Below are 20,768 nucleotides of genomic sequence, written 5' to 3' on the forward strand. Positions count from 1 at the left end.
CCTAGGCTGAGGCGCATGACCGCCCCGGACTCCCTCGACGGCACCGACCCGCTGCTGCGGGGCGTGGGCCTGGACGCGCAGACCCGCTGCGCCCATTACGCCACGGCGCGGGACGTCGTCGCCCTGCGCTTCGCCTGCTGCCCCGCGTACTGGTCCTGCCACCGCTGCCACGCGGAGCTCGCCGACCACCCGGCCGTGCCGGTGCCGGCCGGCGACTTCGACCGGCCGCACGTGCTGTGCGGGGTGTGCCGCACCGAGCTGAGCGTGACCGCCTACCTCGCCCTCGAGGCCGCCGCCGATCCCGCGTGCCCGGCCTGCGGGGCGCCGTTCAACCCGGGCTGCGCCGCCCATGCCCCGCTCTACTTCGACGTCCCCGCGTCCGGGTCCCCCGCCGGTGAGGCCGATCCCGCGGCACAGCCATGACCGCCGCCCCCTCCCGGTCGTCGCCTCCGGCGCGCGTGCGGGCGCGCGGGCTGTGGAACCTGCTGAACCTGGCGACGCCACTGGGGCTGGTGGGCGCCGTCGTCGCCGGCTGCGCGCTGCGGCCCGGGCCGCACGGACTGATCGAGGCCCGCGGCTGGACGCACCGGTTCCCGGGCGGGGCCGCGTTCACGGTCGGCGACGTCGTGTTCACCCGCCCCGGCCTGCGCATGACGCCCGCGCTGTGGCGGCACGAGGCCGGCCATGCGGACCAGTACGCCCTCCTGCTGGGTCTGCCGTTCCTGCCGGCGTACGCGCTCGCGGCGGCGTGGTCGACGTGGCGGACCGGGGACCCGGCGTCGCGCAACGTCTTCGAACGACGCGCGGGCCTGGCCCTGGGCGGCTACGTCGAGCGGCCCGTGGTCCGCGGCCTGCGGCCGCGCCGCTGACGGGCACGGGCGGTCGCGCCGACGCGGACCCGGGGCCCGGGGAGGTCAGTGCAGGGTGCCGCCGGGGACGTCGAGGTCGGGGCCGCCGGCCAGCGCCGTCAGGGCGGCCTCGGCCACCGCGCGCGCCAGGTCGGCCGCGGGCAGCGCCGGGGTGTCCGGCGTCGGGCGGTGCTCGGCGTCCCACGGCACGTGGAGGAAGCCGGCGGCCCGGGCGGTGCCGGGGGCGTCGAGGAGGGCGTACATGACGTGGTTGCACACGAACGCGCCCGCGGACAGGGACGGCTCCGCGGCGACGCCGGCCGCCCGGATCGCGGCGACGGCACGCTTGGCGGGCAGGGTGGCGAACAGGGCCGCGGGCCCGTCGGCGCGCACGGGCCGGTCCACGGGCTGGTCCCCCGCGTTGTCCGGGATCCGGGCGTCCTGCAGGTTCACGGCCACCCGCTCGACCCGGACGGCCGCCGTGCCGCCGGCCAGCCCGACGGCGATCGCCACCTCCGGCCGGACCCGGTCGAGGGCCGCGGTCAGGGCAGACCCGGCCGCGCCGAACGCGCACGGCAGCTCGACCGCCTCGGCCGTCACACCCCGGTCCGCCAGGATGCCCACGGCGTCCCGTGCGGCGGCGGTCGACGGGTTGTGGACATCCCCGCCGAAGGGCTCGAAGCCCGTGAGCAGGACGCGGGTTACCGGGGCGGGTGCAGGGGAGGTCATGGCGACCACGGTAGGCGCGTCTGGGCGCCCGCGCCACGCCCGGACTCGAACACGCTTGCGGGTCGATTCGAACATGTGTTCTACTTCTGGCCATGCGATGGGAAGCGCAGACCCTGCGGTCCGAGGGCGGAGCCCAGCGGGCGACGGCCGGCACACCGGCCGGCTCCGCCGCCCTGCTGCCGCTCTCGGACCTGCAGCGGAGTGTCACCACCCCGGAGTTCGCGGGCGTCACCTTCCATGAGGTGGTCGCCAAGACCGCACTGAACTCGGTGCCGTCCGCCTCGGCCATGCCGTTCCGCTGGACCGTGAACCCGTACCGCGGCTGCACCCACGCCTGCCGGTACTGCTACGCCCGCAGCACCCACACCTTCCTCGAGCTCGATGCCGGAGCCGACTTCGACCGGCAGATCGTCGTGAAGGTCAACGTCGCCGAGGTGCTGCGCGCCGAGCTCGCCCGGCCCACGTGGGGCCGCGAGGCGGTGGCGTTGGGGACCAACACGGACCCGTACCAGCGGGCCGAGGGCCGCTACGCGCTGATGCCCGGGATCATCCGCGCCCTGGCGGATTCCGGCACCCCGTTCTCCGTGCTGACCAAGGGGACCCTGCTCGCGCGGGATGTGCCCCTGCTGCAGGCGGCCTCGCGTCAGGTGCCCGTGCAGGTCTCGCTGTCCCTGGCGATGCTCGATCCCGCCATCGCCGCCGCGGTCGAGCCGGGCACGCCGTCGCCGACCGCACGCCTGCGCCTGATCGAGCGGCTCGCCGCCGCGGGTGCGGACGTCACCGTCATGGCCATGCCTCTGCTGCCGTGGCTCACGGACGGGGACCGCGAGATCGACGCCCTCATGCGCGCGCTGGCGGACGCCGGAGCCGCGCGCGTCATGCCGGGCGCCCTGCACCTGCGGCCGGGCGCGAAGGAGTGGTACCTGGACTGGATCCGCCGTGAGCACCCGGATCTGCTGGCCGGCTACGAGCAGATGTACGCCCGGTCCGCCTACGCGCCCGAGTCGTACCGTCGCATGCTCACCCGGGTGGCCGGGGAGGCCGCCGCACGGCACGGCCTGGCCCGCGGCGGCGCCCACGGCATCCGGCGCGAGGACGGTCCCACGGCCCGGCGCACCCCGGCACCCCGGCCCTCCGCTCCGGCGGCGCAGCCCGCGCTGTTCTGACCGGTCCGCGGGGCGCGGCCGGCCGCGTGTCGACTCAGCGCCCCGCGGAGAACGCCGTGGCGGCGCCACGGAGCACCTCGGCCACGATCGGCCGGTCCGCCGGGATCCAGTCCAGGTGCCGCACGCCCGGCCCGGCGAGCGGCAGCCACGCCAGCAGATCGTGGTCCTGCAGGGCTCGGGGCCTCGCCCCCTCCTCCGCCAGGACGCCCCAGAACACCCGCATCCGGGCGCCGTTGGCCAGCTCCCACCCGGCCGGCTCCGGCGCCGCCACCTCGGGGCCGAGCCGCACGGCGACCCCGAGCTCCTCCCGACACTCCCGCAGCAGCGCCTCCTGGGCACCCTCCCCCGGCTCGACCTTGCCCCCGGGGAACTCCCAGAGTCCCCGCAGCGCGGCGGGCGCGCTGCGGCGGGCCGCCAGCAGGCGGGTCGGCGCGGCCGCATCGTCGAGCAGCGCGAGCCCCACGACCAGCCGCGGTCGCGCACCGTCCCGGGGCGACGTCGTCGGGCTGGCAGGGAGCACGGGGCGAGCAGGTGTGGCGGAGGTCATGAGCCCAGGCTAGCGAGGCCCCCGCCCCCGCAGACCGGAGTCCGTAGGCTGGGTCGGTGCCCACCCCCACTCCCGCCGCCGACGGCGCCCACGACCGTTCCCCCCGCGCCCCGCGTCCGACGCGCCCGGACCCGTCCATCCCACCGACCGCGCCGACGGGCCCCGGCGCGCTGCTGGGCGGCCGCCGCGTGCGTCTGCTGCCGGCCATCCTCGCGCTGGCCCTGGGCAGCTTCGCGATCGGCACCACGGAGTTCGCGATCATGGGGCTGCTCCCCCAGGCCGTGGCGGACCTGGGCATCGGGCTGGAGGCCGGCGGCGTGCTCATCTCGATGTACGCCCTCGGCGTGGTCGTCGGCGCCCCGCTGCTGGCGGCCGCCTTCGCCCGGGTGGACCGACGACTCACCAGCATCGTGCTGATGCTGCTCTTCCTCGCGGGCCACGTGGCCGCCTTCCTCGCCCCGGACGCGGCCACCATGATGGCCGCCCGCTTCATCTGCGGCCTGCCCCACGGGGCCTACTTCTCGGCGGCCGCCCTGGCCGCCGCGGACCTGGCCGGGCCCGCCCGCCGTGGCCAGGCCGTCGCATGGGTGATGGCGGGCCTGTCGGTGGCCAACGTGCTCGGCGTCCCGGCCGCCACCGCCCTGGGCCAGAGCGCGGGCTGGCGCTGGATGTTCGTCATCGTGGCGACGTGCGCGGCCCTGTGCGTGGCCGCCACCGCATGGCTCGTGCCGCCGGTCCCGGCGCCCGAGGGGGCGTCCGTGCGCCGCGAGCTGCGCGGCCTGGCGTCCGGGCGCCTGTGGGCCACGGTGGCCGTCGGCGTCCTCGGCTTCGCCGGCATGTTCGCCCTCTACACCTACATCGCCCCCCTGCTGACCACGGTGTCCGGCCTCGATGAGCGGTGGGTGCCCGCCGTCCTGGCCCTCTACGGGGTGGGCATGGTCGTCGGCACGCTCGTCGGCGGCGCCCTCACGGACCGCGACCCGGTGCGCACGCTGCGTCTGAGCTTCGCACTCAGCGCCGTCTTCCTTCTGGGCGTCGGCCTGACCGCGCAGTGGGCGCCCGTGATGGTGGTCTTCCTCTTCCTGGTGGCCGTCAGCGGCTCCGGGATCGCCCCGTCCCTGCAGGTGCTGCTGGTGGACTCCGCCCCCACCGCGCCGCAGTTGGCGGGCTCCCTGAACCACTCCGCACTGAACATGGCCAACGCCATGGGGGCCTGGGTCGGCGCGGCCGCGATCGGCGCCGGAGCCTCCCTGAGGACCCCGCCGCTCATCGGTGCCGCCATTGCCCTCGGCGGCCTCGTCCTCGCGCTCCTGCTGGTCCGACGCACCCCCGCCGTCGGCGCCGTCCCGCACGACGGCCCCTCCGCCGCCACCGTGTGAATCGCGTGCGGCGCGCTCGGTCCACGGGCGGCTGACCTCGCGATCGAGGGGTAGCGGGCCGTCAGAGGTGGCACAGGTGGAATCGGCTTGGCTAAGCTCCTTTCCGTACGTCATCATCCGCAACTCGAAAGGAACATCAGCATGTTCACCATCATCGCTTGGATCATTATCGGCCTCATCGCCGGTGCCATCGCTCGCCTGATTCTTCCGGGGCGACAGGGCTCCGGCTGGCTGGGTGCCCTCATCACGGGCCTCCTGGGTGCCGTTCTCGGTGGCTGGATCTCCACCCTGCTCGGCGGGGAAGGGCTCGGCGACGCGTTCAGCTGGCAGACGCTCATCTGGTCTGTGATCGGCGGCGTCATCGTGGCCTTCATCTGGCAGGCCATCACCAGCCGCCGCGGCACCCGCGTCTGAGCTGACATCGGCTGACCCGGCACCCGCCGGGTCGACCCCAGAAGGGGCGGGGATCCTCACGGATCCCCGCCCCTTCTGGCGTGTGCGTTCAGTCCCGCGTGGTCGGCGAGGCCATCGCCGAGGCGTAGAGGCACACCGTGGCCGCCGTGCCCACGTTCAGGGACTCCGCGGCGCCGTAGAGGGGCACGGCCACCCGGCGCTCCGCCAGGGCCAGCTCCGCCTCGTCCAGGCCCTGGGCCTCATTGCCGAACAGCCAGGCGGTGCGCGCCCCCAGCGACGCCGGGGACAGGGCGTCCAGTCGATCGGACCCGTGGCCGTCGGCGGCCCACACCTGTAGACCCGCCGCCCGGGCAGCCACCGCCACGTCCTCCGCCTGCACCCCCGCGAGCACGGGCAGGTGGAACAGGGACCCGGCGGTGGAGCGAACCACCTTCGGATTGAACGGGTCCACCGATCCGGCGGTGAGCACCACCGCGTCCGCGCCCGCGGCGTCCGCCGCGCGCAGCACCGTCCCCGCGTTGCCCGGGTCCTGCACGCGGCACAGCACGGCCGCCAGCGCCGCACCGTCGAACGCGTCCTCCAGGGCGGGCTGATCCGGGACGCGGGCCACGGCCACGACGCCCTGGCCCGTCACCGCGTCCGCCATGGCCGTCAGGACCTCGTCCGAGGCCTCCCGCACGAACACCCGCTCGCCGCCGTCGGGCCCGTCGGCGGCCACCCGCTCCACGAGGGCCGCCAGCTCCGAGTCCCGGTCGGCGAGCCCGGCGGAGACGTAGACCTGAGTGAGGACGCGACCGGCCGGCCACTGCCGCGCCGCGCCCGCCGGCCCCTCCCCCAGGTGCGCGCGCAGCGCCTCGCGGCACGCCTGCGGGCCCTCCACCAGGAACGTGCCGGTCCGGCGTCGCGCGGGCCGGCCGGCCAGGGCGGCGACGGCGCGGACGCGCTCGGCGCGGGGGTGGGTCAGCGGCTCGGCGGGCGGGGTCATGGGCTCTCCTGGTCGGGTTCGGCGGGGCGCGGGTGCGCAGACGCCGACGGGGCGGGCCTCGGTGGAGGACCCGCCCCGTCGGCGGTGGTGCTCACGCCTGGGGCGTGGTGGTGGGGCTCTCAGGGCCCCGGAGCCGGCTCAGCGGGAGACGGCGGGGGCGTTCACATCCGCGGGCAGCGCCTCGCGGGCGGTCTTCACCAGCACGGCGAAGGTCGCGGCGTCGGAGACGGCGATCTCGGCCAGCATGCGGCGGTCCACCTCGACGCCGGCCAGCTTGAGGCCCTGCATGAAGCGGTTGTAGGTCATGCCGTTGGCGCGGGCGGCCGCGTTGATGCGGGTGATCCACAGGCGACGGAAGTCACCCTTGCGCTTGTGGCGGTGCTGGTAGTTGTAGGTGAACGAGTGGAGCATCTGCTCCTTCGCCTTGCGGTACAGGCGAGACCGCTGGCCGCGGTAGCCGGAGGCGCGCTCCAGCATGGTCCGACGCTTCTTGTGGGCGTTCACTGCCCGCTTCACACGTGCCACGTGCGTACTCCAATCTGTGTGGTCCCCGGGGCGCGCACTGGCGCGTCACGGCCGAGGAGGAAGGGGTTCCGGCGAGGCCGGAGGGGGTGTCAGATGCCGAGCATCCGCTTGATCTGCTTGATGCTGCCCTTGGAGACGAGCTGGTCGCCCTTGAGACGGCGGGTCAGGCGCGAGGACTTGTGCTCCAGGTAGTGGCGGCGGTTCGCCTGCTGGCGCATGATCTTGCCGGAGCCGGTCACGCGGAAGCGCTTCTTGGCACCGCTGTGGGTCTTCATCTTCGGCATGGCTGCCGTTCTCCTTCACTCATCGCTGCCGTGCGCGGCGCGCGCGGCAGTGCTGGTCACCCCGGTCCGTGCGGACCGGGCTGGTCTGTGGCGACCCCGGGGGGTCAGGCCCGAGGACCGGGCTTGGGGGCACCGCCGCGGGGGGCGGCGGGCTTGGGCGGGGCCGGCATCGGCTTGGCCGCCGGCTTCGGAGCCGACGACGGCGCGGCCGGCTTGGCGGCGGACCGCGGCTTCGGCGTGGCAGCCGGCGCAGCCGAGGACTGCGGCTTCGGCGTCGCGGCCGGCTTCGGGGACGATGCGGGCGTGGCGCTGGAGGCCGGCTTCGTGGCCGGGCGGGGAGCCGCCGGGGCCGGGGTCTTCGGCGCCTGCGTCGTCTCGGCCGGGGCCGCGGAGGCGTTCTCCTGCGTCCGGGCGGCCATGGCCTTCAGCTGCTCGGGGAACGCATCCCCGACCGAATTCCGCACCGGGGCGGAGTCGGACGCCGCCTTCTGCGCGGCGCGCTCCTTGGCCTCGCGGGCGGCCTGGTCGCGACGCGAACCGCCGCCCTGACGCTCGCGGTGGCTCTCGGCCGAGTTCTTGCGCTGGTCCGCCCGCGCATCGGCCTTGGTGCGCAGCGGGGCGACCACCATCACCATGTTGCGGCCGTCCTGGCGCGGCTGCGACTCGACGGTGCCCAGCTCGGCGACGTCCTCGGCGAACTGCTGCAGCAGCTTGATGCCGAGTTCGGGACGCTGCTGCTCACGGCCGCGGAACTGGATGATGGCCTTGACCTTGTCGCCCTGGCTCAGGAACTTCTTGGCGTGGCCGGTCTTGGTCTCATAGTCGTGCTTGTCGATCTTCAGGCGGAAGCGGACCTCCTTGAGGACCGTGTTCACCTGGTTCTTGCGCGACTCACGGGCCTTCACCGCGGCCTCGTACTTGTACTTGCCGAAATCCATCAGCTTGCACACCGGAGGCTTGGCCGTGGGGGCCACCTCCACGAGATCCAGGTCCGCCTCGGCGGCAAGCCGGAGGGCGTCCTCGACGCGGACGATGCCGACCTGTTCGCCGTTCGGGCCGACCAGGCGGACTTCCGGAACGCGGATACGCTCGTTGATGCGGGGATCGCTGATGGTGCTGCTCCTCTGTGTGAGACGACGGGTGATCCCGCGCCCACCGGAGGGGCCCTCGGAAACGAGGAAGGCCTCCCCTGCGCGGACGCAGACGGAGGCCTCGACACGGTCCCGCAGACGGGACCCTCGGTGCGGGCTGCGCGCCACGACGCGGCGGTCCCGACCGGCGACCCGGCAACTCGGTCCGGGGCGAACCGGACATCCTGCTGACGCGGGTGGGAGAAAGGCCTCCGCTTTGCTGCTCGTGGCCCGTGCACGCCCGCCCCGGGGTCACCGGATGACGAGGACGTGCGTGGACCACGAGTGGTCTGTGGGAAGCTTACCACCATGACAGATGAACGTCAGGCCCAGGACGCCACCCCCATGGACGCCCCCGCCGAGATCCGCGACATCCACGAGGTCCCCGCCGTCGAGGTCATCACGACCACCGCCGTGCATGTGATGACCGCCGCCGCCGTCAAGTGCGGCCTGGCCGACTCCCCCGACGCCCGCGAGCTCATGGATCTCGACGAGGCCCGCAAGCTCATCACCGCCCTCGCCGGGCTGGTCACGGCCGCGGCGCCCGAGATCGGCAGCCAGCACGCCGGCCCGCTGCGCGACGGCCTGCGCTCGCTGCAGCTGGCGTTCCGTGAGGCCTCCCCGTTCCCGGACGCCCCGGGCAAGGGCCCCGGCGAGAAGTTCACCGGCCCGGTGAACTGAACCACGCCCCCGACGACGACGGCGCGCCCCCGACCGGGGACGCGCCGTCGTCGTCGGAGCCGGGCTCAGGCGTCCGTCGAGGCCTCCGGGGCGGGGGCGAGATGCCGGGTGACCGGCGTCGTGAAGAGGGTGAGCAGCGCGACGCCGGAGACCGCGAGCAGCGGCCCACCCAGAGCAGCGGCGTCCACGCTGAAGAGCCACGAGGACAGGAGCACACTGAAGAGCTGGATCGCGACGGCGGCGCCGCGGCTCCACGCCCGACCGCGCAGCAGGGCGACGGCGGTCGCGAGGATCCACAGGGCGAGCAGCGCGTAGATGACGATCAGCATCACGCGGGCGCCGGCCGGGAGCACCCCGTCCGCCGCATGCACCACCGCGTCCACGGCGAACCAGAGGAGCGCACCCCCCTCGAGCACGAGCGCCGCGGCAACCACGAGGACGGCCACCGGCAGGCCCCGTCCGGGGCGGGGCGGGACCGTCGTCGCGTCGGCGCCCGACGACTCGGACGGGGCGACGGGGTCGGGGCGGCGGGACTGTGCCATGGGGCCTCTCCTGCGGACGGCTGCGGGGACGGACGTGTCCCCCACGGTACGCCGGGCGGCGCGCGGACCACGTCCGCGGCGGCGCCTCGGTCAGGGCATGGTGTGACGAAGGACTCGCAGTGCAGCGCGGTGATGCACCTCATTCACCTCTTGTTCACTCGTGAGGGCCGTGCGAGGATGGCACGCGAGAGATTTCCGGGGGCCGCGTTCGTACGAAGGCGGTCCCCGTTGCAATGACCAGGGTCGCCCTCCGTATCGGTCGTGCCGCGCGTCGTCCGCGCCGGCCCCCGCGCCCGCCGCCGGCGGAGGCCGTGACCACCGGCGCCCGCGGGCTCCGGTTCTTCCGACAGAAAGTGAGCGGACCGATGGATTGGCGCAGTAAAGCAGCGTGCCTGGACAAGGACCCGGAGCTGTTCTTCCCGGTGGGCAACACCGGCCCCGCCCTCCTGCAGATCGAGGAGGCGAAGGCGGTGTGCCGCTCGTGTGAGGTCGTGGACACGTGCCTGAAGTGGGCCATGGAGTCCGGCCAGGACTCGGGCGTCTGGGGCGGCATGAGCGAGGACGAGCGGCGCGCCATGAAGCGCCGCGCCGCGCGTGCCCGCCGCGCCTCCTGACCCACCCGGACCACCGGCCCCGTCGACCTCGTCGACGGGGCCGTCGTCATGCCCGGCCGGGCTCACGTCAGGGGCAGTCGCAGCACGACGCGCGTGCCGCCGTCGTCGGACCGCTCCCAGCGCAGGGTGCCGCGCAGGTCCCCCTCCACGAGCGAGTGCACGATGCGCAGGCCGAGCCCCGATCCCTCGCCCGCGCGGGGAGACTCCCCCGGCACCCATCCGTCGGGGGCGGCGGGGCCGCCGTCCGTCACGGACACGACCAGCACCGTTCCCGCGGGGGTCGACTCGCGGTCGGCGTGCAGGCCCACGCAGCCACCGCCCGGCGCCGTGCCGTGCTCGACGGCGTTGGCCGCCAGCTCATTGAGCACCAGCGCCAGCGGCGTGGTCACGTGGGAGGGCAGTTCACCGAACTCGCCCGTGACCGCGACCTGCAGCGGCCGCCCGTCCCCGGCCACCTCGACGGCCAGGCGGAACTGCCGCTGCAGCAGACCGTCCACGGGGACCTGGTCCTCGATCTCCTCGCTCAGCGTCTGGTGGACGAGGGCGATCGTGTCCACCCGCTGCATCGCCTGACGCAGCGCACGCTCCGCCTCGGGCGAGGACGTGCGCCGCGCCTGCATGCGCAGCAGCGATCCCACGGTCTGCAGGTTGTTCTTGACGCGGTGGTGGATCTCGCGGATGGTCGCGTCCTTGGTGAGCAGACGCTGCTCCTGGCGGCGCAGCTCGGTCACGTCGCGCAGCAGCAGCAGCGCCCCCTGCCAGCCGTCCGGACCGAGCAGGGGGACGGAGCGCACCGTGAGGGACGCCCCGCCGGACTGCACCTCCCGCCGTCCGGCACGCAGGCCGGTGAGCACCGCCCACGTCCCCTCGTCGGTGGGAACGCGGGCGGCCTCGGTGCTGGCCAGCACGTCGGTGAGCCGGTGCCCCTCGAGGGTCGAGGCGATGCCCAGCCGGCGCAGGGCGGAGACCGCGTTGGGACTGGTGAACTCGGCGACCGAGTCCGGCCCGAGCACGACGAGGCCGTCCCCCACCCGCGGCGTGCCGCCCGCCCAGAGGCCGGAGGGCTCCTCGGGCGCCGGCCAGCGGCCGTGCTGCATCATGTCCAGCAGGGTGCTGGCCGTCCGGCTGTAGTTCTCCTCGATCACCGAGCGCGCCGGCCGGCCGTTCGGGTCCGCGTGCGCGGAGACGACCGCGATGACCCTCCCGGCGCGGACCACCGGCCACAGACGCACCTGCAGCGTGCCTCCCGGGGCCTCGACGGGGCCGGCCCCCTCGGCCCGCTCCCCGCCATGCCACGTCTGCCCGACGACGGCCCGCAGGTCCGCGCGGGCGCGCGAGCCCACGATGTCGCGGTGGAAGAGGGTGGGAGCGGTGAAGGGCCGGACCTGGGCGAGCGCGACGAACCCTCCGGCCTCGTCGCGGCGGGGCACGGGGCACCAGAGCACGAGGTCCGCGAGCGCCAGGTCTGCCACGAGCTGCCAGTCCCCCACGAGCCGCTGCAGCCAGGCGCGGTCCTCGTCTCCGATGTCCGGGTGCGACGTCAGGGGGTCCTGCGCGAGCGAACTGACCATGGGATCAGGGTACGGCGACGTGCCGGGCGGCCCGGGTCCGTGGCGTCGCGGGCGGCGTCGGACGACACGGCGGCGATGGTCTGCGAGGGCCGTGCGCGGTGCCGTCCGCGGCGGGCGGGGCGGGCAGGGACACCGGCCAGCGTGGCGAGGGCGCGACGCAGCGGGCTGTTCGGAGCGGCCTCGGCGAGCACCTGGCCGGCGAGCAGCGCGGGGTCCGCGGCGGCCGGGTCCCACGGCAGGAACGCCTCCAGGGGCGTGGCCGGCGAGGCGTAGCGGTTCCAGACGGCCTCGACCTGCCCGCGCGGGGCGACGCCGGCGGCGGCGGGCCGGAGCCGGTTGACCACGACGCGCAGCCGTGCCGCCGGGGCCGCCTCCGCCAGCTCCTCGACCCCGCGGACCAGGCGGGGCAGCGCGACGGCGTCCGGCCCGCCGACCGCGATGACCTCGTCGGCCGCGGCGAGCGCCGCCAGGGTCGCACCGTTGCGCTGTGGGGCGGGCACGTCGAAGGACAACTCCTCGTCCTGCTCGAGACCGAACCCGACGTCGACGACCACGCGGTCCCAGTGTTCCCTGGCGGCCGCGATCAGCGCGGAGACGGCGGCGGGGCGCAGCTCGGGCCACCGGTCCACGCGGGTGAGCCCCGTCAGAACCGTCAGGTCCGCGCCGGCGACGCGGACGCGGACGCCCGCGGCCGCCAGGTCGGCGGCGCCCAGTCGGCCGTGGTCGGCCCGCCGCACGGCCCGCGCCACGCCGGCCGACTCCTCCGTCAGCCCCAGGTGCACACCGACGGCGGGGCCGTACGTGTCCAGGTCGACCAGCAGCGTGTTCCGGCCGGCCATGGCGTGCTCGGCGGCGAGGTTCACGGCGACGGTGGTGCGTCCCGGGGCGCCGGTGGGACCCCACACCACGGTCACCAGGGACTCCCGCGCGGGTGCGGTCGGTTCGCCCTCCTCCGGAGAGGGTGCGGGGTCGGCTCCCTCGCCCGCGGTGGCGGGGCCGTCGTCGGGGGTGGCCGCGGCGGGGGCGGCGCCCGGCCCGGCGTCGTCGGGCTCGTCGGCGTCGCGCCAGGGGTCCGTGAGGCCGGGCACCTCGTCCGCGCCGAGCGTCTCCAGGGTGATCGGCAGGTCGTCGAGGTCCTCGGCGTGATCCCGGGCGTGGTCGGCGTCCTCCCCGTGCGAGGTCTCCGGCCGGCGGCCCTCCGCGGCGGCGCTCGCGGACTCCACGACGACGGCCGCGATCTGCTCGGGGTCGGCGTCGGCGCGCACGCAGGGCACCCCCATGCTGCGGAGGCGACGGCGCTCGGTGCGAACCTCGCTGAGCGCCGCCACGCCCACGGGTCGGGGCAGCCGGGCCGTCTCCTCCAGGAAGGCGGCGGTGAGGGACTCGGTGTCCCCGGCTACGAGGACCGCGTCCACGAGACCGGAGCGGGCGATCGCGAGCAGCTCGGCGAGGTCCTCGGCCCGGCGGAGGACCGTGATGTCCGTCTGGTGCCGCTCGAGCGGGCCGATGTGGTCCAGGCCCGGCTGGACGGTGGTGGCCAGGGCGATGCGCACGGTCAGCGCACCCCGTGGGCCGGCACGAGGGTGACCCGCGCGTCCTTGACCTTCGCGTCCACGATGCGCGGCAGGGTCTCCTCCGGTGCCAGCAGCTGTACCCGGGTGGTGCCCGAGCCGCCGAAGCCGTTCTGCTCCGCCGTGACCTCGGAGATCTCGAGCGCCTCGGCCAGCCGGGCCGGGTCCGCATGGCCGCGGCCTCCCTCCGCGGGCATGGCCACCCAGACGTCCACGCGGTCTCCCACGCCCACGCCGGACGGCAGCGGCTCGTCCAGGGCCACCCCGACGGGACGACGGCCGTCCGGGTCCGCGTCCACCAGTGCCGCCGCCGGCAGCAGCTCGCCGGCCCGGACCGTCCCGGAGACCATCCGCCCCTCGGGCGCCGGAGCATCGGCGCTGAGGTACCGCTCGCCGGCCTCGCTGAGGTTCACCTCCACGGGCCGCAGGTCCCCGGCCGCGATGGGTGTGCCCGGGGGCAGGTCCTCCGCAGCCGTCCAGTACGCGGCGGTCCGCTGGGAGGAGGCGACCAGCGCCACGACGCCGGCGATCGAGGCGAGGACGAGAATGAGACCGACGAGGAGCCGGGGATCCCGCCAGCGGGGCCGGCGCAGACGGCCGCCCTCGGCGGACGCGGACATGGTCGTGGACACCGGATGTTCCCCCCTTCGGACCGGCCTCTCGGGCCGCCGCGGCCCCGGCACCCCGTCGGTGTCGGCCCCTCCGCGCTGCGCCCAGAGTAACCACAGGGGCCGTGGATCGCCGGATCCGCCGCGTACGCTGTGGAAAAGTGTCGCCTCCGGGTGTTCCCGGGGTTGAATGGGTCGACGTCGTGGGCCGCCCGCGACCGTCCTGGACGCCTCGACCGAAGGAGCACCGTGCAGCGCTTTCTCACCCTGACCGACGTGGCGGAGACCCTGAACATCTCCGGTCAGGCCGCCCGTGCCCTGGTCCGCTCGGGTGAGCTGCAGGCCATCCAGGTCGGGGGCCGCGGTCAGTGGCGCATCGAGGTGTCCTGGCTCGAGGACTACGTGGAGCGTCAGAAGGAAGTGACGCGCGCCCGCGTCCGGGAGTGGACCGAGACGGACGCGCAGGCCCGCTGAGCCCACACGGTCTGCTCAGGCGGGGCGCAGCGCGGTCCGGACCGTCCCCAGCGCCCCGAACGGGATGACGAGCCGCCCGCGGACGGCCGCGGCCCGCCGGGCCTCGTCCCGCGGGTGGCGGGCGATGTCGAGGTGGTCGCCGCCGACCCGGTCCACGGTGCCCTCCGCCAGTGCCGCGCCGAGGCGCCCCGTCACTGCCACCGGCTGGCGCGTCCGCGCGATGCCGCGCAGCACCGTCCCCCAGCCGGCCGCGGCGAGCTCGGGCGTGAGAGCGGCGCGGGTCAGGTCGGCCTCCACGGCCGCCACGCAGTCCAACGCGACGATCGCCGATCCCGAGCCGTCGACGTGCACGCCGACCCAACCCTGGCCCACCGTGTGCACCACGCCGTCCACGGCCTCGCCCCAGGCCAGGTGGAGCCGGACCTGCCGCCCGCGGGCTCCGCGCAGGCGGTCCGCCAGGGACAGCGCCATCCACTCCGCTCGGGTCAGCTCCGCGGCCTCGGCCACCGTCTCCTGCCATCCGAGGTCGACCCAGTGCGCCTCCAGGTCGTCGAAGAGTCCGTTCCACCGCATGCGCTCAGCATAGGAGGCTCAGCAGCCCGTGCTGGACATCTTCAAACGTCATCAAACATCACTCTTGACACCCATCGGGCCGTGCAGTTCACTGTGATCATCATCACCGGCCTGATCGCGGGATCCCGGCCGGATGGACGCACAGGAGGGGAATCCATGGAGCGCTCGACATCACCGGCCGGCCCGGCCCCGACCCGGCCGGTCGACGCGGCGGACGCCGTCGGCATCACCGTCCTGCTTCTGGCCGGACCCGGCCTGCTCGCCTGTGCCGCGGCGCTGCTGCAGACGGGCCCCAGCGCGCCGGCGGCGGAACTGACCCGCGTGCTGGGCCTCGGTGCCGGTCTCGCGGGGCTCGGACTGCTCGCGTGGTGGGCGGTGGGCCTGACCGGGCTGGCGCTTCTCGCGCTGGGGCGCCGTGCGGGTCGGCCGGCCTGGGCCCGCCTGGGCCGGAGCCTCACTCCCGCCCTGCTCGGACGCGTGGCCGGCGCCGTCGTCGGTGCCCAGCTGCTCGCGGCGCCGGCCGCGTGGGCGGACGCGGCTCATCCCGTGCCGGACGCCTCCTGGACCGTGGCCGCGTCCCCCACGCACGCCACCGGCGTCGAGGCCCCGGCGCCGGACGCCGCGTGGACGCCCCGGCCCCCGGCGCCGGCCCCGCCGGGCGCCGGCACCGGCCGTGCGGATCCGGACCACCCCACCGTCACCGTCCGGCGCGGCGACTGCCTGTGGCACCTCGCCGCCGCCGAGCTCGGCCCGGACGCGACCCCCCGAGAGATCGACGCCCGGTGGCGCCGCTGGTACGAGGCCAACCGGCGGGTGATCGGCGACGATCCACACCTGCTGCTGCCCGGCACCGTGCTGACCTCCCCTGTGTTCGCCCCGCACGCCGGCGTGGACGGACCACGGCCATGACATCCACGACCCTGCACTCCCCCACTTCGCCTCGTCCTCAGGAGACCGCCATGACCGCCCTTGCCACCCGCCCCCGCACCGCGTCCGCCCGGCGCACCGCCGACACCCTCCTCCACGGACCCGCCCACAGCCCCGCGGTCCTGCCCCGCGGTGAGGAGATCGCCCGGCGGGCCCGCACCGAGCAGGGGCGCGAGGAGCTGCGCCGCGTCCGCTCGCTCGCCGCCGTGATCGCCGTCGCCTGCGTCGAGGTCGAGACGGGCCGCCGTGCCCTGCGGGACCTCTCCGCCTGGCTCTCGCCCGAGGTGCTGGACAAGTTGACCCGTCGCATGGAGCTGCTGGGCGCCGTCGCGCCGACCGGGCCCGGTCGACGACCCGCCCCGGCCGTCCCGCCCCGGGCGCCCGCGTCCGCACCCCGCCCGGTGGGTGCCCGCGTGTGCGAGGTCGCGCCCGGCCGGGTGGAGGCCAGCGCGACGGTGCTGTGGGAGGGCCGGGCCCGGGCCTTCGCACTCCGACTCGAGCGGCGGCTCAGCCGCTGGAAGGTGACGTCGGTCGAGATCGGCTGAGCCGGATCGCCCCGTCGGACCGACGATCGAGGGCCCGGAGACCTGGAGGTCTGCGGGCCCTCGTCCTGCGTCGTGGCGGGGTGCCGCTCAGCCGCGGCGGCCGCGGCGCTCCGCCTGACGGCGGGAGCGGCGGTTCGTGCCCGCGGCGACCGTGGCGCCGGAGTCCGTGCCGCTGCGGGTGACCGCGCTCTGCCCGTCCTCGGACGGACCGGTGAAACGCAGCTGCGCCGGGCGCTGCGGGGCGTCGACGCCCTCCACCGAGATCTGCGGGGCCATCGTCACGGCGCGGGCATCCTTGACGCCGGGCAGCGACGTCGGCGCGGGGGCCGCACTGATCTGCGCCTGGAACAGCGTGCGCACGGCGTCCTCGCGGATGCCGGCGAGCATGTTCTGGAACATCGTGTAGCCCTCGCGCTGGTACTCCACGAGGGGCTCGCGCTGGGCCATCGCGCGCAGCCCGATGCCCTCCTTGAGGTAGTCCATCTCGTAGAGATGCTCCTGCCAGTGGCGCCCGATGGTGGCGAGCACCACGCGACGCTCCGCCTCCCTCAGCGCCTCGGATCCCACCTGCGCCTCCCGGTCCTCGTACGCCAGGAGCGCATCGGAGACGAGTTCGCGCTTCAGGACCTCGGCCTTGAGCCGGCCCCGGCCGCCGACCTCGTCGAGGACGTCCTCCTGCGAGACTCCCACGGGGTAGATCTCTGCCAGGTCCCGCCACAGCTGGTCGAGGTCCCAGTCGGTGGCCTGGCCCTCCTCGGTGGCCGCGTCCACGATGTTCCCGACGGCGTCCTCCACGAAGCGGCGCACCCGGTCCTGCAGGTCCTCCCCCTCGAGGATCGAACGGCGGTCCGTGTAGATGGCCTCGCGCTGGCGGTTCAACACGTCGTCGTACTTGAGCACGTTCTTGCGCTGCTCAGCGTTGCGCCCCTCGACCTGCGCCTGCGCATTCTGGATCGCCTTCGAGACGAAGCCGAACTCGAGCGCCATGTCGTCCGGGATCGACGGGCTGTTCATGATCCGCTGGGCCACGCCCGGGTTGAAGTTGCGCATGAGCTCGTCCGTGAGGGAGAGGTAGAACCGGGACTCGCCCGGGTCGCCCTGACGGCCGGAACGACCGCGCAGCTGGTTGTCGATGCGGCGCGAGTCGTGGCGCTCGGTGCCCACCACGTACAGGCCGCCGGCCTCGATGACCGCGCGGTGCGCGTCCTCCACGGCGGCCTCGGCCTCCGCCAGCACCTCGGGCCAGCGGGCCTCGTACGCCTCCGGGTCCTCGGCGGCGTCGAGGCCCAGTTCCTGCATGCGGGCCACCGCCGTGAACTCGGCGTTGCCGCCGAGCATGATGTCGGTGCCGCGGCCGGCCATGTTGGTGGCCACGGTGACGGCGCCCGGGCGGCCCGCCTGCGCCACGATGGCGGCCTCGCGGGCGTGGTTCTTCGCGTTCAGGACCTCGTGGCGGATGCCGCGCTTGGCCAGCAGCGTGGAGAGGTACTCGGACTTCTCCACGGAGGTGGTGCCCACCAGGACCGGCTGGCCCTTCGCGTGCCGCTCGGCGATGTCGTCGACGACGGCGTCGAACTTGACCTTCTCGTTCTTGTACACCACGTCGTTGCGGTCCACACGCTGTGGCTCCCGGTTCGGCGGGATCACGACGACGCCGAGGCCGTAGGTCGACGTGAACTCGGCGGCCTCCGTCTCGGCGGTGCCCGTCATGCCGGCGAGCTTCTCGTAGCCGCGGAAGTAGTTCTGCAGGGTCACCGTGGCCAGCGTCTGGTTCTCGGGCTTGACCTCCACGCCCTCCTTGGCCTCGATGGCCTGATGGAGCCCCTCGTTGTAGCGGCGTCCCTTGAGCACGCGGCCCGTGTGCTCGTCGACGATCTGCACCTCGCCGTCGAGGACCACGTAGTCCTTGTCCCGCTTGAACAGCTCCTTGGCCTTGACCGCGTTGTTCAGGAACTGGATGAGCGTGGTGTTCTGCGTCTCGTACAGGTTCGTGATGCCGAGGTGGTCCTCGACCTTCTCGATGCCGGGGCCGAGGATGCCGACGGTGCGCTTCTTGTGGTCCACCTCGTAGTCCGTGTTCGCCTCGAGGCGGCGCACCAGCCGGGCGAACTCGCCGTACCACCGGTTGGCCTCGCCCTGGGCGGGGCCGGAGATGATCAGCGGGGTGCGGGCCTCGTCGATGAGGATCGAGTCCACCTCGTCGACGATCGCGTAGTGGTGCTCACGCTGCACGAGCTCGTCGAGGGACCAGGCCATGTTGTCGCGGAGGAAGTCGAAGCCGAACTCGTTGTTCGTGCCGTAGGTGATGTCCGCGGCGTACTGCTCGCGCCGTACGGCCGGGGTCTGGCCCGCCACGATGACGCCCGTCTGCATGCCGAGGAAGCGGAACACGCGGCCCATGAGGTCGGCCTGGTAGGAGGCGAGGAAGTCGTTGACCGTCACCACGTGCACGCCCCTGCCGGACAGCGCGTTGAGGTAGGCCGGAGCGGTGGCCACGAGGGTCTTGCCCTCGCCGGTCTTCATCTCCGCGATGTTGCCCTGGTGCAGCGCGATGCCGCCGAGCAGCTGGACGTCGTAGTGCCGCTGGCCGAGCGTGCGTCCCGCGGCCTCCCGGACCGCGGCGAACGCCTCCGGCAGGAGCAGGTCCAACGACTCGCCGTCCGCATGCCGGGCCCGGAGCGTGTCCGTCTCGGCACGCAGCTCCGCGTCGCTGAGCGCCCGGAAGTCGTCCTCGAGGAGGTTCACGGCGTCCACCGTGGCCTGCATGCGCTTGAGGACGCGGTTGTCCGAGATCTTCAGGACGCGGTCGATGATCGAAGGCACTGGTTCTCTGCTCCCTTGCGGTGTGGCCGGGGCGGGACGGGGTGCCCCTCGCGCGCGGCCGTGGCGCGGTCTCCGGGACAGTGTACGGGCCGAGTCCGGACGGGCCGCGGCGCCCGTCCCGGAGGGGAGGGGCGTCGCGGCGTCAGCAGGTCGTGGTCGACGTCGGCGGGGCGGTCAGTCCTCCCGCGTCTGGTATGCCTGCTCCCCCTCGGAGGCGGAGACGCGATCCTGAGGGAGGGACTCGTCCAGGCGGATCACGCCGTAGCTCCAGCCTCGGCGGCGGTAGACCACGGAGGGCACGCCGGTCTCGGCGTTCTGGAAGAGGTAGAAGTCGTGGCCGACCAGCTCCATCGCGTCCACGGCGTCGTCCACGCTCATGGGGGTCGCGGGGAACGCCTTCTGCCGGATGCGCACCGGGGTGCCCGCCTCGGGGGCGTCCTGCGCGGAGGCGTCCTCCGCGGCCGGCGCGGCACCCGACGGGGGCAGCGGCGGCACGAATCCGACCTCGCCCGCGCCGCGGGAGGCGCCGATCTTGCGGTGGCGACGGTCCTTGCGCCGGTCGCGCAGGCGCCGCAGGCGTTCGGCCAGCCGGTCGGCGGCCTTGTCGAAGGCTGCCAGCTCGTCGTCCGCGGCGGCCTCAGCCCGCACGACGTCCCGCGGGCCGCGGACCGTCAGTTCCACGCGGACCGCCTCGTCCGAGTGCTTGTGGTGGGATTCCCTCGTCACGCGGACCTCGAGCCTGTCGGCGCCCTCGGCGAGCCGCTGGAGGCGCTCGGTGCGCTCGACGACGTGGTCGCGGAAGCTCTCCGGGAGCCTGATGTTGCGGGCGATGTAGCTGACATCCATGGTCATGGCGTCCTCCTGGTCCGACTCTTACGGGTCCGGCCTCGGGAGGGGAGGTGCGCCTCGGTGTCGCGTCCGCAGGGCGGCGGCGGTTCCGAGGGGGCGACCTCCTTCCAGCCGTCGGCAGGACGGGAACCGCAGGGGCGATTCCGTGCCGTTCACCCTACCCGGGGGCCTGGCCACGGGCCAGGCCCGGCGGGGTCCCGCGGCGAGGCCACGGCCGCGAGCACGACGACCCCGACGGGGTGCCCGCCGGCGCGGCGCACCGCGTCCGCGAGCGCGGCGAGGGTGGCACCGGTGGTGAGGACGTCGTCCACGAGCAGGACGGGCGCGCCGGCCGGCAGCCGTCCGGCGACGACGCGCCAGTCCCGGGCCCGCCGGCGGCGCTGGCCCGCGCCGGCGCCCGCATGGGACGGGCCGCCGCCCCGGAGCGTGCTCGCGCGGGGCAGCAGCCGAGGGCGGACGGCGTCGGAGACCAGCCACGGCGCCGGCAGCGCCCGGGTGAGCTCGGCGAGCGGGTCGTAGCCGCGCCGTCGGAATCCGACCGCGCCGCCCGGGACCGGGACGAGCAGGGCGTGCGGTGCCCCGGGCAGGTCCGGCTCGAGGCGCGCCGCTGCGACGGCCCGGCAGAGGGCCTCGCCCAGCACGCCGCGCAGGTGCAGCGCGTGATGGTCCTTGAACGCGAGCACGGCGGCCGCCAGCGGGTCTGCGTAGCGACCGGCCGCCACCACCGGCAGGGGAGCGCCGCCGAGGCCCACGGGCAGGGCCGGGGCGTCCTGCTCCGCCCGGAAGGGCCGGGACAGGGCGGCGGTCAGTCCCTCCGCGCAGGCCGGGCAGAGCCGGTGGCCCGGCGCGGCGCACACCGCGCACTCGGCGGGCAGGACCAGGTCGGCAAGGGCCCGACCGAGGGCGCCGACCGCCGGGGACGGGGAGGACGGCGGGGAATGCATGGCGATGAGTCCACCGCACGCCACCGCCGTCCGGGCGCC

General features: G+C 74.9%; 24 protein-coding genes. 10 read left to right on the top strand and 14 right to left on the bottom strand.

Translation table 11 applies throughout. The features are described 5' to 3' along the window. Positions 1–15: 15 nt before the first annotated feature. Both ACUJ8O_RS04550 and ACUJ8O_RS04555 read left to right on the top strand, forming a co-directional pair. Complete coding sequence (locus tag ACUJ8O_RS04550) at positions 16–423, top strand: CHY zinc finger protein (RefSeq protein WP_044659790.1); 408 nt, start codon at positions 16–18, stop codon at positions 421–423. Beyond that, positions 420–869, top strand: coding sequence for a hypothetical protein (locus ACUJ8O_RS04555; RefSeq protein WP_036383186.1), 450 nt, complete (start codon positions 420–422; stop codon positions 867–869). The genes ACUJ8O_RS04550 and ACUJ8O_RS04555 overlap by 4 nt, the downstream gene beginning before the upstream one ends. A 45-nt stretch (positions 870–914) precedes the next feature. Here the strand turns inward: ACUJ8O_RS04555 and ACUJ8O_RS04560 are convergent, their stop codons facing one another. Beyond that, positions 915–1,577, bottom strand: coding sequence for a pyroglutamyl-peptidase I family protein (locus tag ACUJ8O_RS04560; RefSeq protein ID WP_044659793.1), 663 nt, complete (start codon positions 1,575–1,577; stop codon positions 915–917). A gap of 92 nt (positions 1,578–1,669) precedes the next feature. Between ACUJ8O_RS04560 and ACUJ8O_RS04565 the strand changes: the two genes are divergently transcribed. After that, on the top strand, positions 1,670–2,743 hold the full coding sequence (locus ACUJ8O_RS04565; RefSeq protein ID WP_041104195.1) for an Rv2578c family radical SAM protein: 1,074 nt from the start codon (positions 1,670–1,672) through the stop codon (positions 2,741–2,743). A 34-nt stretch (positions 2,744–2,777) separates the two neighbouring features. Here the strand turns inward: ACUJ8O_RS04565 and ACUJ8O_RS04570 are convergent, their stop codons facing one another. Continuing rightward, complete coding sequence (locus tag ACUJ8O_RS04570) at positions 2,778–3,290, bottom strand: (deoxy)nucleoside triphosphate pyrophosphohydrolase (protein ID WP_041104197.1); 513 nt, start codon at positions 3,288–3,290, stop codon at positions 2,778–2,780. Between the two features lie 56 nt (positions 3,291–3,346). Between ACUJ8O_RS04570 and ACUJ8O_RS04575 the strand changes: the two genes are divergently transcribed. Continuing rightward, positions 3,347–4,669: an MFS transporter gene (locus tag ACUJ8O_RS04575; protein ID WP_044659789.1), complete on the top strand. Its 1,323-nt coding sequence runs from the start codon at positions 3,347–3,349 to the stop codon at positions 4,667–4,669. Between the two features lie 141 nt (positions 4,670–4,810). Beyond that, positions 4,811–5,083 (top strand): GlsB/YeaQ/YmgE family stress response membrane protein, encoded by a 273-nt coding sequence (locus ACUJ8O_RS04580; RefSeq protein ID WP_036315639.1) that lies wholly within the window; start codon positions 4,811–4,813, stop codon positions 5,081–5,083. 88 nt (positions 5,084–5,171) lie between these two features. On the opposite strand, the gene ACUJ8O_RS04585 is transcribed toward ACUJ8O_RS04580, so the two are convergent. The 4 genes from ACUJ8O_RS04585 to infC all read right to left on the bottom strand — a co-directional run bounded on the left by ACUJ8O_RS04585 (position 5,172) and on the right by infC (position 8,136). Continuing rightward, positions 5,172–6,068 carry a TrmH family RNA methyltransferase gene (locus ACUJ8O_RS04585; protein ID WP_041104199.1) on the bottom strand — a complete coding sequence of 299 codons (897 nt, stop codon included), beginning with the start codon at positions 6,066–6,068 and terminating at the stop codon, positions 5,172–5,174. Between the two features lie 138 nt (positions 6,069–6,206). Further along, a complete protein-coding gene (gene rplT, locus ACUJ8O_RS04590; RefSeq protein WP_041105250.1) occupies positions 6,207–6,593 on the bottom strand; it encodes a 50S ribosomal protein L20 in 387 nt (128 codons plus the stop codon). Between the two features lie 89 nt (positions 6,594–6,682). After that, complete coding sequence (rpmI, locus tag ACUJ8O_RS04595) at positions 6,683–6,877, bottom strand: 50S ribosomal protein L35 (RefSeq protein ID WP_002853699.1); 195 nt, start codon at positions 6,875–6,877, stop codon at positions 6,683–6,685. 104 nt (positions 6,878–6,981) lie between these two features. Continuing rightward, positions 6,982–8,136 carry a translation initiation factor IF-3 gene (gene infC / locus ACUJ8O_RS04600; RefSeq protein WP_445373189.1) on the bottom strand — a complete coding sequence of 385 codons (1,155 nt, stop codon included), beginning with the start codon at positions 8,134–8,136 and terminating at the stop codon, positions 6,982–6,984. Between the two features lie 180 nt (positions 8,137–8,316). Between infC and ACUJ8O_RS04605 the strand changes: the two genes are divergently transcribed. Then, positions 8,317–8,688 carry a DUF1844 domain-containing protein gene (locus tag ACUJ8O_RS04605; protein WP_049158429.1) on the top strand — a complete coding sequence of 124 codons (372 nt, stop codon included), beginning with the start codon at positions 8,317–8,319 and terminating at the stop codon, positions 8,686–8,688. Between the two features lie 65 nt (positions 8,689–8,753). On the opposite strand, the gene ACUJ8O_RS04610 is transcribed toward ACUJ8O_RS04605, so the two are convergent. Then, positions 8,754–9,230, bottom strand: a complete 477-nt coding sequence (locus ACUJ8O_RS04610) for a hypothetical protein (protein ID WP_012750967.1) — start codon at positions 9,228–9,230, stop codon at positions 8,754–8,756. Between the two features lie 365 nt (positions 9,231–9,595). Here ACUJ8O_RS04610 and ACUJ8O_RS04615 point away from each other — a divergent pair, with 365 nt between their 5' ends. Further along, a complete protein-coding gene (locus tag ACUJ8O_RS04615) occupies positions 9,596–9,844 on the top strand; it encodes a WhiB family transcriptional regulator (RefSeq protein ID WP_002854852.1) in 249 nt (82 codons plus the stop codon). 62 nt (positions 9,845–9,906) lie between these two features. Here ACUJ8O_RS04615 and ACUJ8O_RS04620 read toward each other — a convergent pair whose 3' ends face one another. From ACUJ8O_RS04620 to ACUJ8O_RS04630, 3 genes are read right to left on the bottom strand one after another with little or no spacing between them, the layout of a single operon-like run. Then, positions 9,907–11,415, bottom strand: a complete 1,509-nt coding sequence (locus ACUJ8O_RS04620) for a sensor histidine kinase (protein ID WP_036316015.1) — start codon at positions 11,413–11,415, stop codon at positions 9,907–9,909. Continuing rightward, positions 11,385–12,968 carry an ATPase gene (locus ACUJ8O_RS04625; protein ID WP_170720959.1) on the bottom strand — a complete coding sequence of 528 codons (1,584 nt, stop codon included), beginning with the start codon at positions 12,966–12,968 and terminating at the stop codon, positions 11,385–11,387. The genes ACUJ8O_RS04620 and ACUJ8O_RS04625 overlap by 31 nt, the downstream gene beginning before the upstream one ends. Before the next feature lie 2 nt (positions 12,969–12,970). Then, on the bottom strand, positions 12,971–13,618 hold the full coding sequence (locus tag ACUJ8O_RS04630) for an SAF domain-containing protein (protein ID WP_070709788.1): 648 nt from the start codon (positions 13,616–13,618) through the stop codon (positions 12,971–12,973). A 225-nt stretch (positions 13,619–13,843) separates the two neighbouring features. Here ACUJ8O_RS04630 and ACUJ8O_RS04635 point away from each other — a divergent pair, with 225 nt between their 5' ends. Continuing rightward, positions 13,844–14,068 carry a helix-turn-helix domain-containing protein gene (locus ACUJ8O_RS04635; protein WP_036383499.1) on the top strand — a complete coding sequence of 75 codons (225 nt, stop codon included), beginning with the start codon at positions 13,844–13,846 and terminating at the stop codon, positions 14,066–14,068. 15 nt (positions 14,069–14,083) lie between these two features. Here ACUJ8O_RS04635 and ACUJ8O_RS04640 read toward each other — a convergent pair whose 3' ends face one another. Further along, complete coding sequence (locus tag ACUJ8O_RS04640; protein WP_036316011.1) at positions 14,084–14,641, bottom strand: hypothetical protein; 558 nt, start codon at positions 14,639–14,641, stop codon at positions 14,084–14,086. Positions 14,642–14,797: 156 nt separating this feature from the next. On the opposite strand from ACUJ8O_RS04640, the gene ACUJ8O_RS04645 reads away from it, so the two are divergent. Both ACUJ8O_RS04645 and ACUJ8O_RS04650 read left to right on the top strand, forming a co-directional pair. Continuing rightward, the gene (locus ACUJ8O_RS04645; RefSeq protein WP_148408403.1) at positions 14,798–15,550 is read left to right on the top strand and encodes a LysM peptidoglycan-binding domain-containing protein; all 753 of its coding nucleotides are present in this window, start codon (positions 14,798–14,800) and stop codon (positions 15,548–15,550) included. Between the two features lie 50 nt (positions 15,551–15,600). After that, entirely contained in the window at positions 15,601–16,113 is a 513-nt protein-coding gene (locus ACUJ8O_RS04650; RefSeq protein WP_233263195.1) for an Rv3235 family protein, read from the top strand. A gap of 87 nt (positions 16,114–16,200) precedes the next feature. Here the strand turns inward: ACUJ8O_RS04650 and secA are convergent, their stop codons facing one another. The 3 genes from secA to ACUJ8O_RS04665 all read right to left on the bottom strand — a co-directional run bounded on the left by secA (position 16,201) and on the right by ACUJ8O_RS04665 (position 20,729). Then, positions 16,201–18,936, bottom strand: coding sequence for a preprotein translocase subunit SecA (gene secA, locus ACUJ8O_RS04655; RefSeq protein ID WP_148408402.1), 2,736 nt, complete (start codon positions 18,934–18,936; stop codon positions 16,201–16,203). Positions 18,937–19,110: 174 nt separating this feature from the next. Continuing rightward, positions 19,111–19,788, bottom strand: coding sequence for a ribosome hibernation-promoting factor, HPF/YfiA family (gene hpf, locus ACUJ8O_RS04660; RefSeq protein WP_148408401.1), 678 nt, complete (start codon positions 19,786–19,788; stop codon positions 19,111–19,113). 149 nt (positions 19,789–19,937) lie between these two features. Continuing rightward, on the bottom strand, positions 19,938–20,729 hold the full coding sequence (locus ACUJ8O_RS04665; RefSeq protein ID WP_336575055.1) for a ComF family protein: 792 nt from the start codon (positions 20,727–20,729) through the stop codon (positions 19,938–19,940). Between the last annotated feature and the right edge of the window lie 39 nt (positions 20,730–20,768).

Source organism: Micrococcus sp. EWR3.9.1 (genome assembly GCF_052615555.1).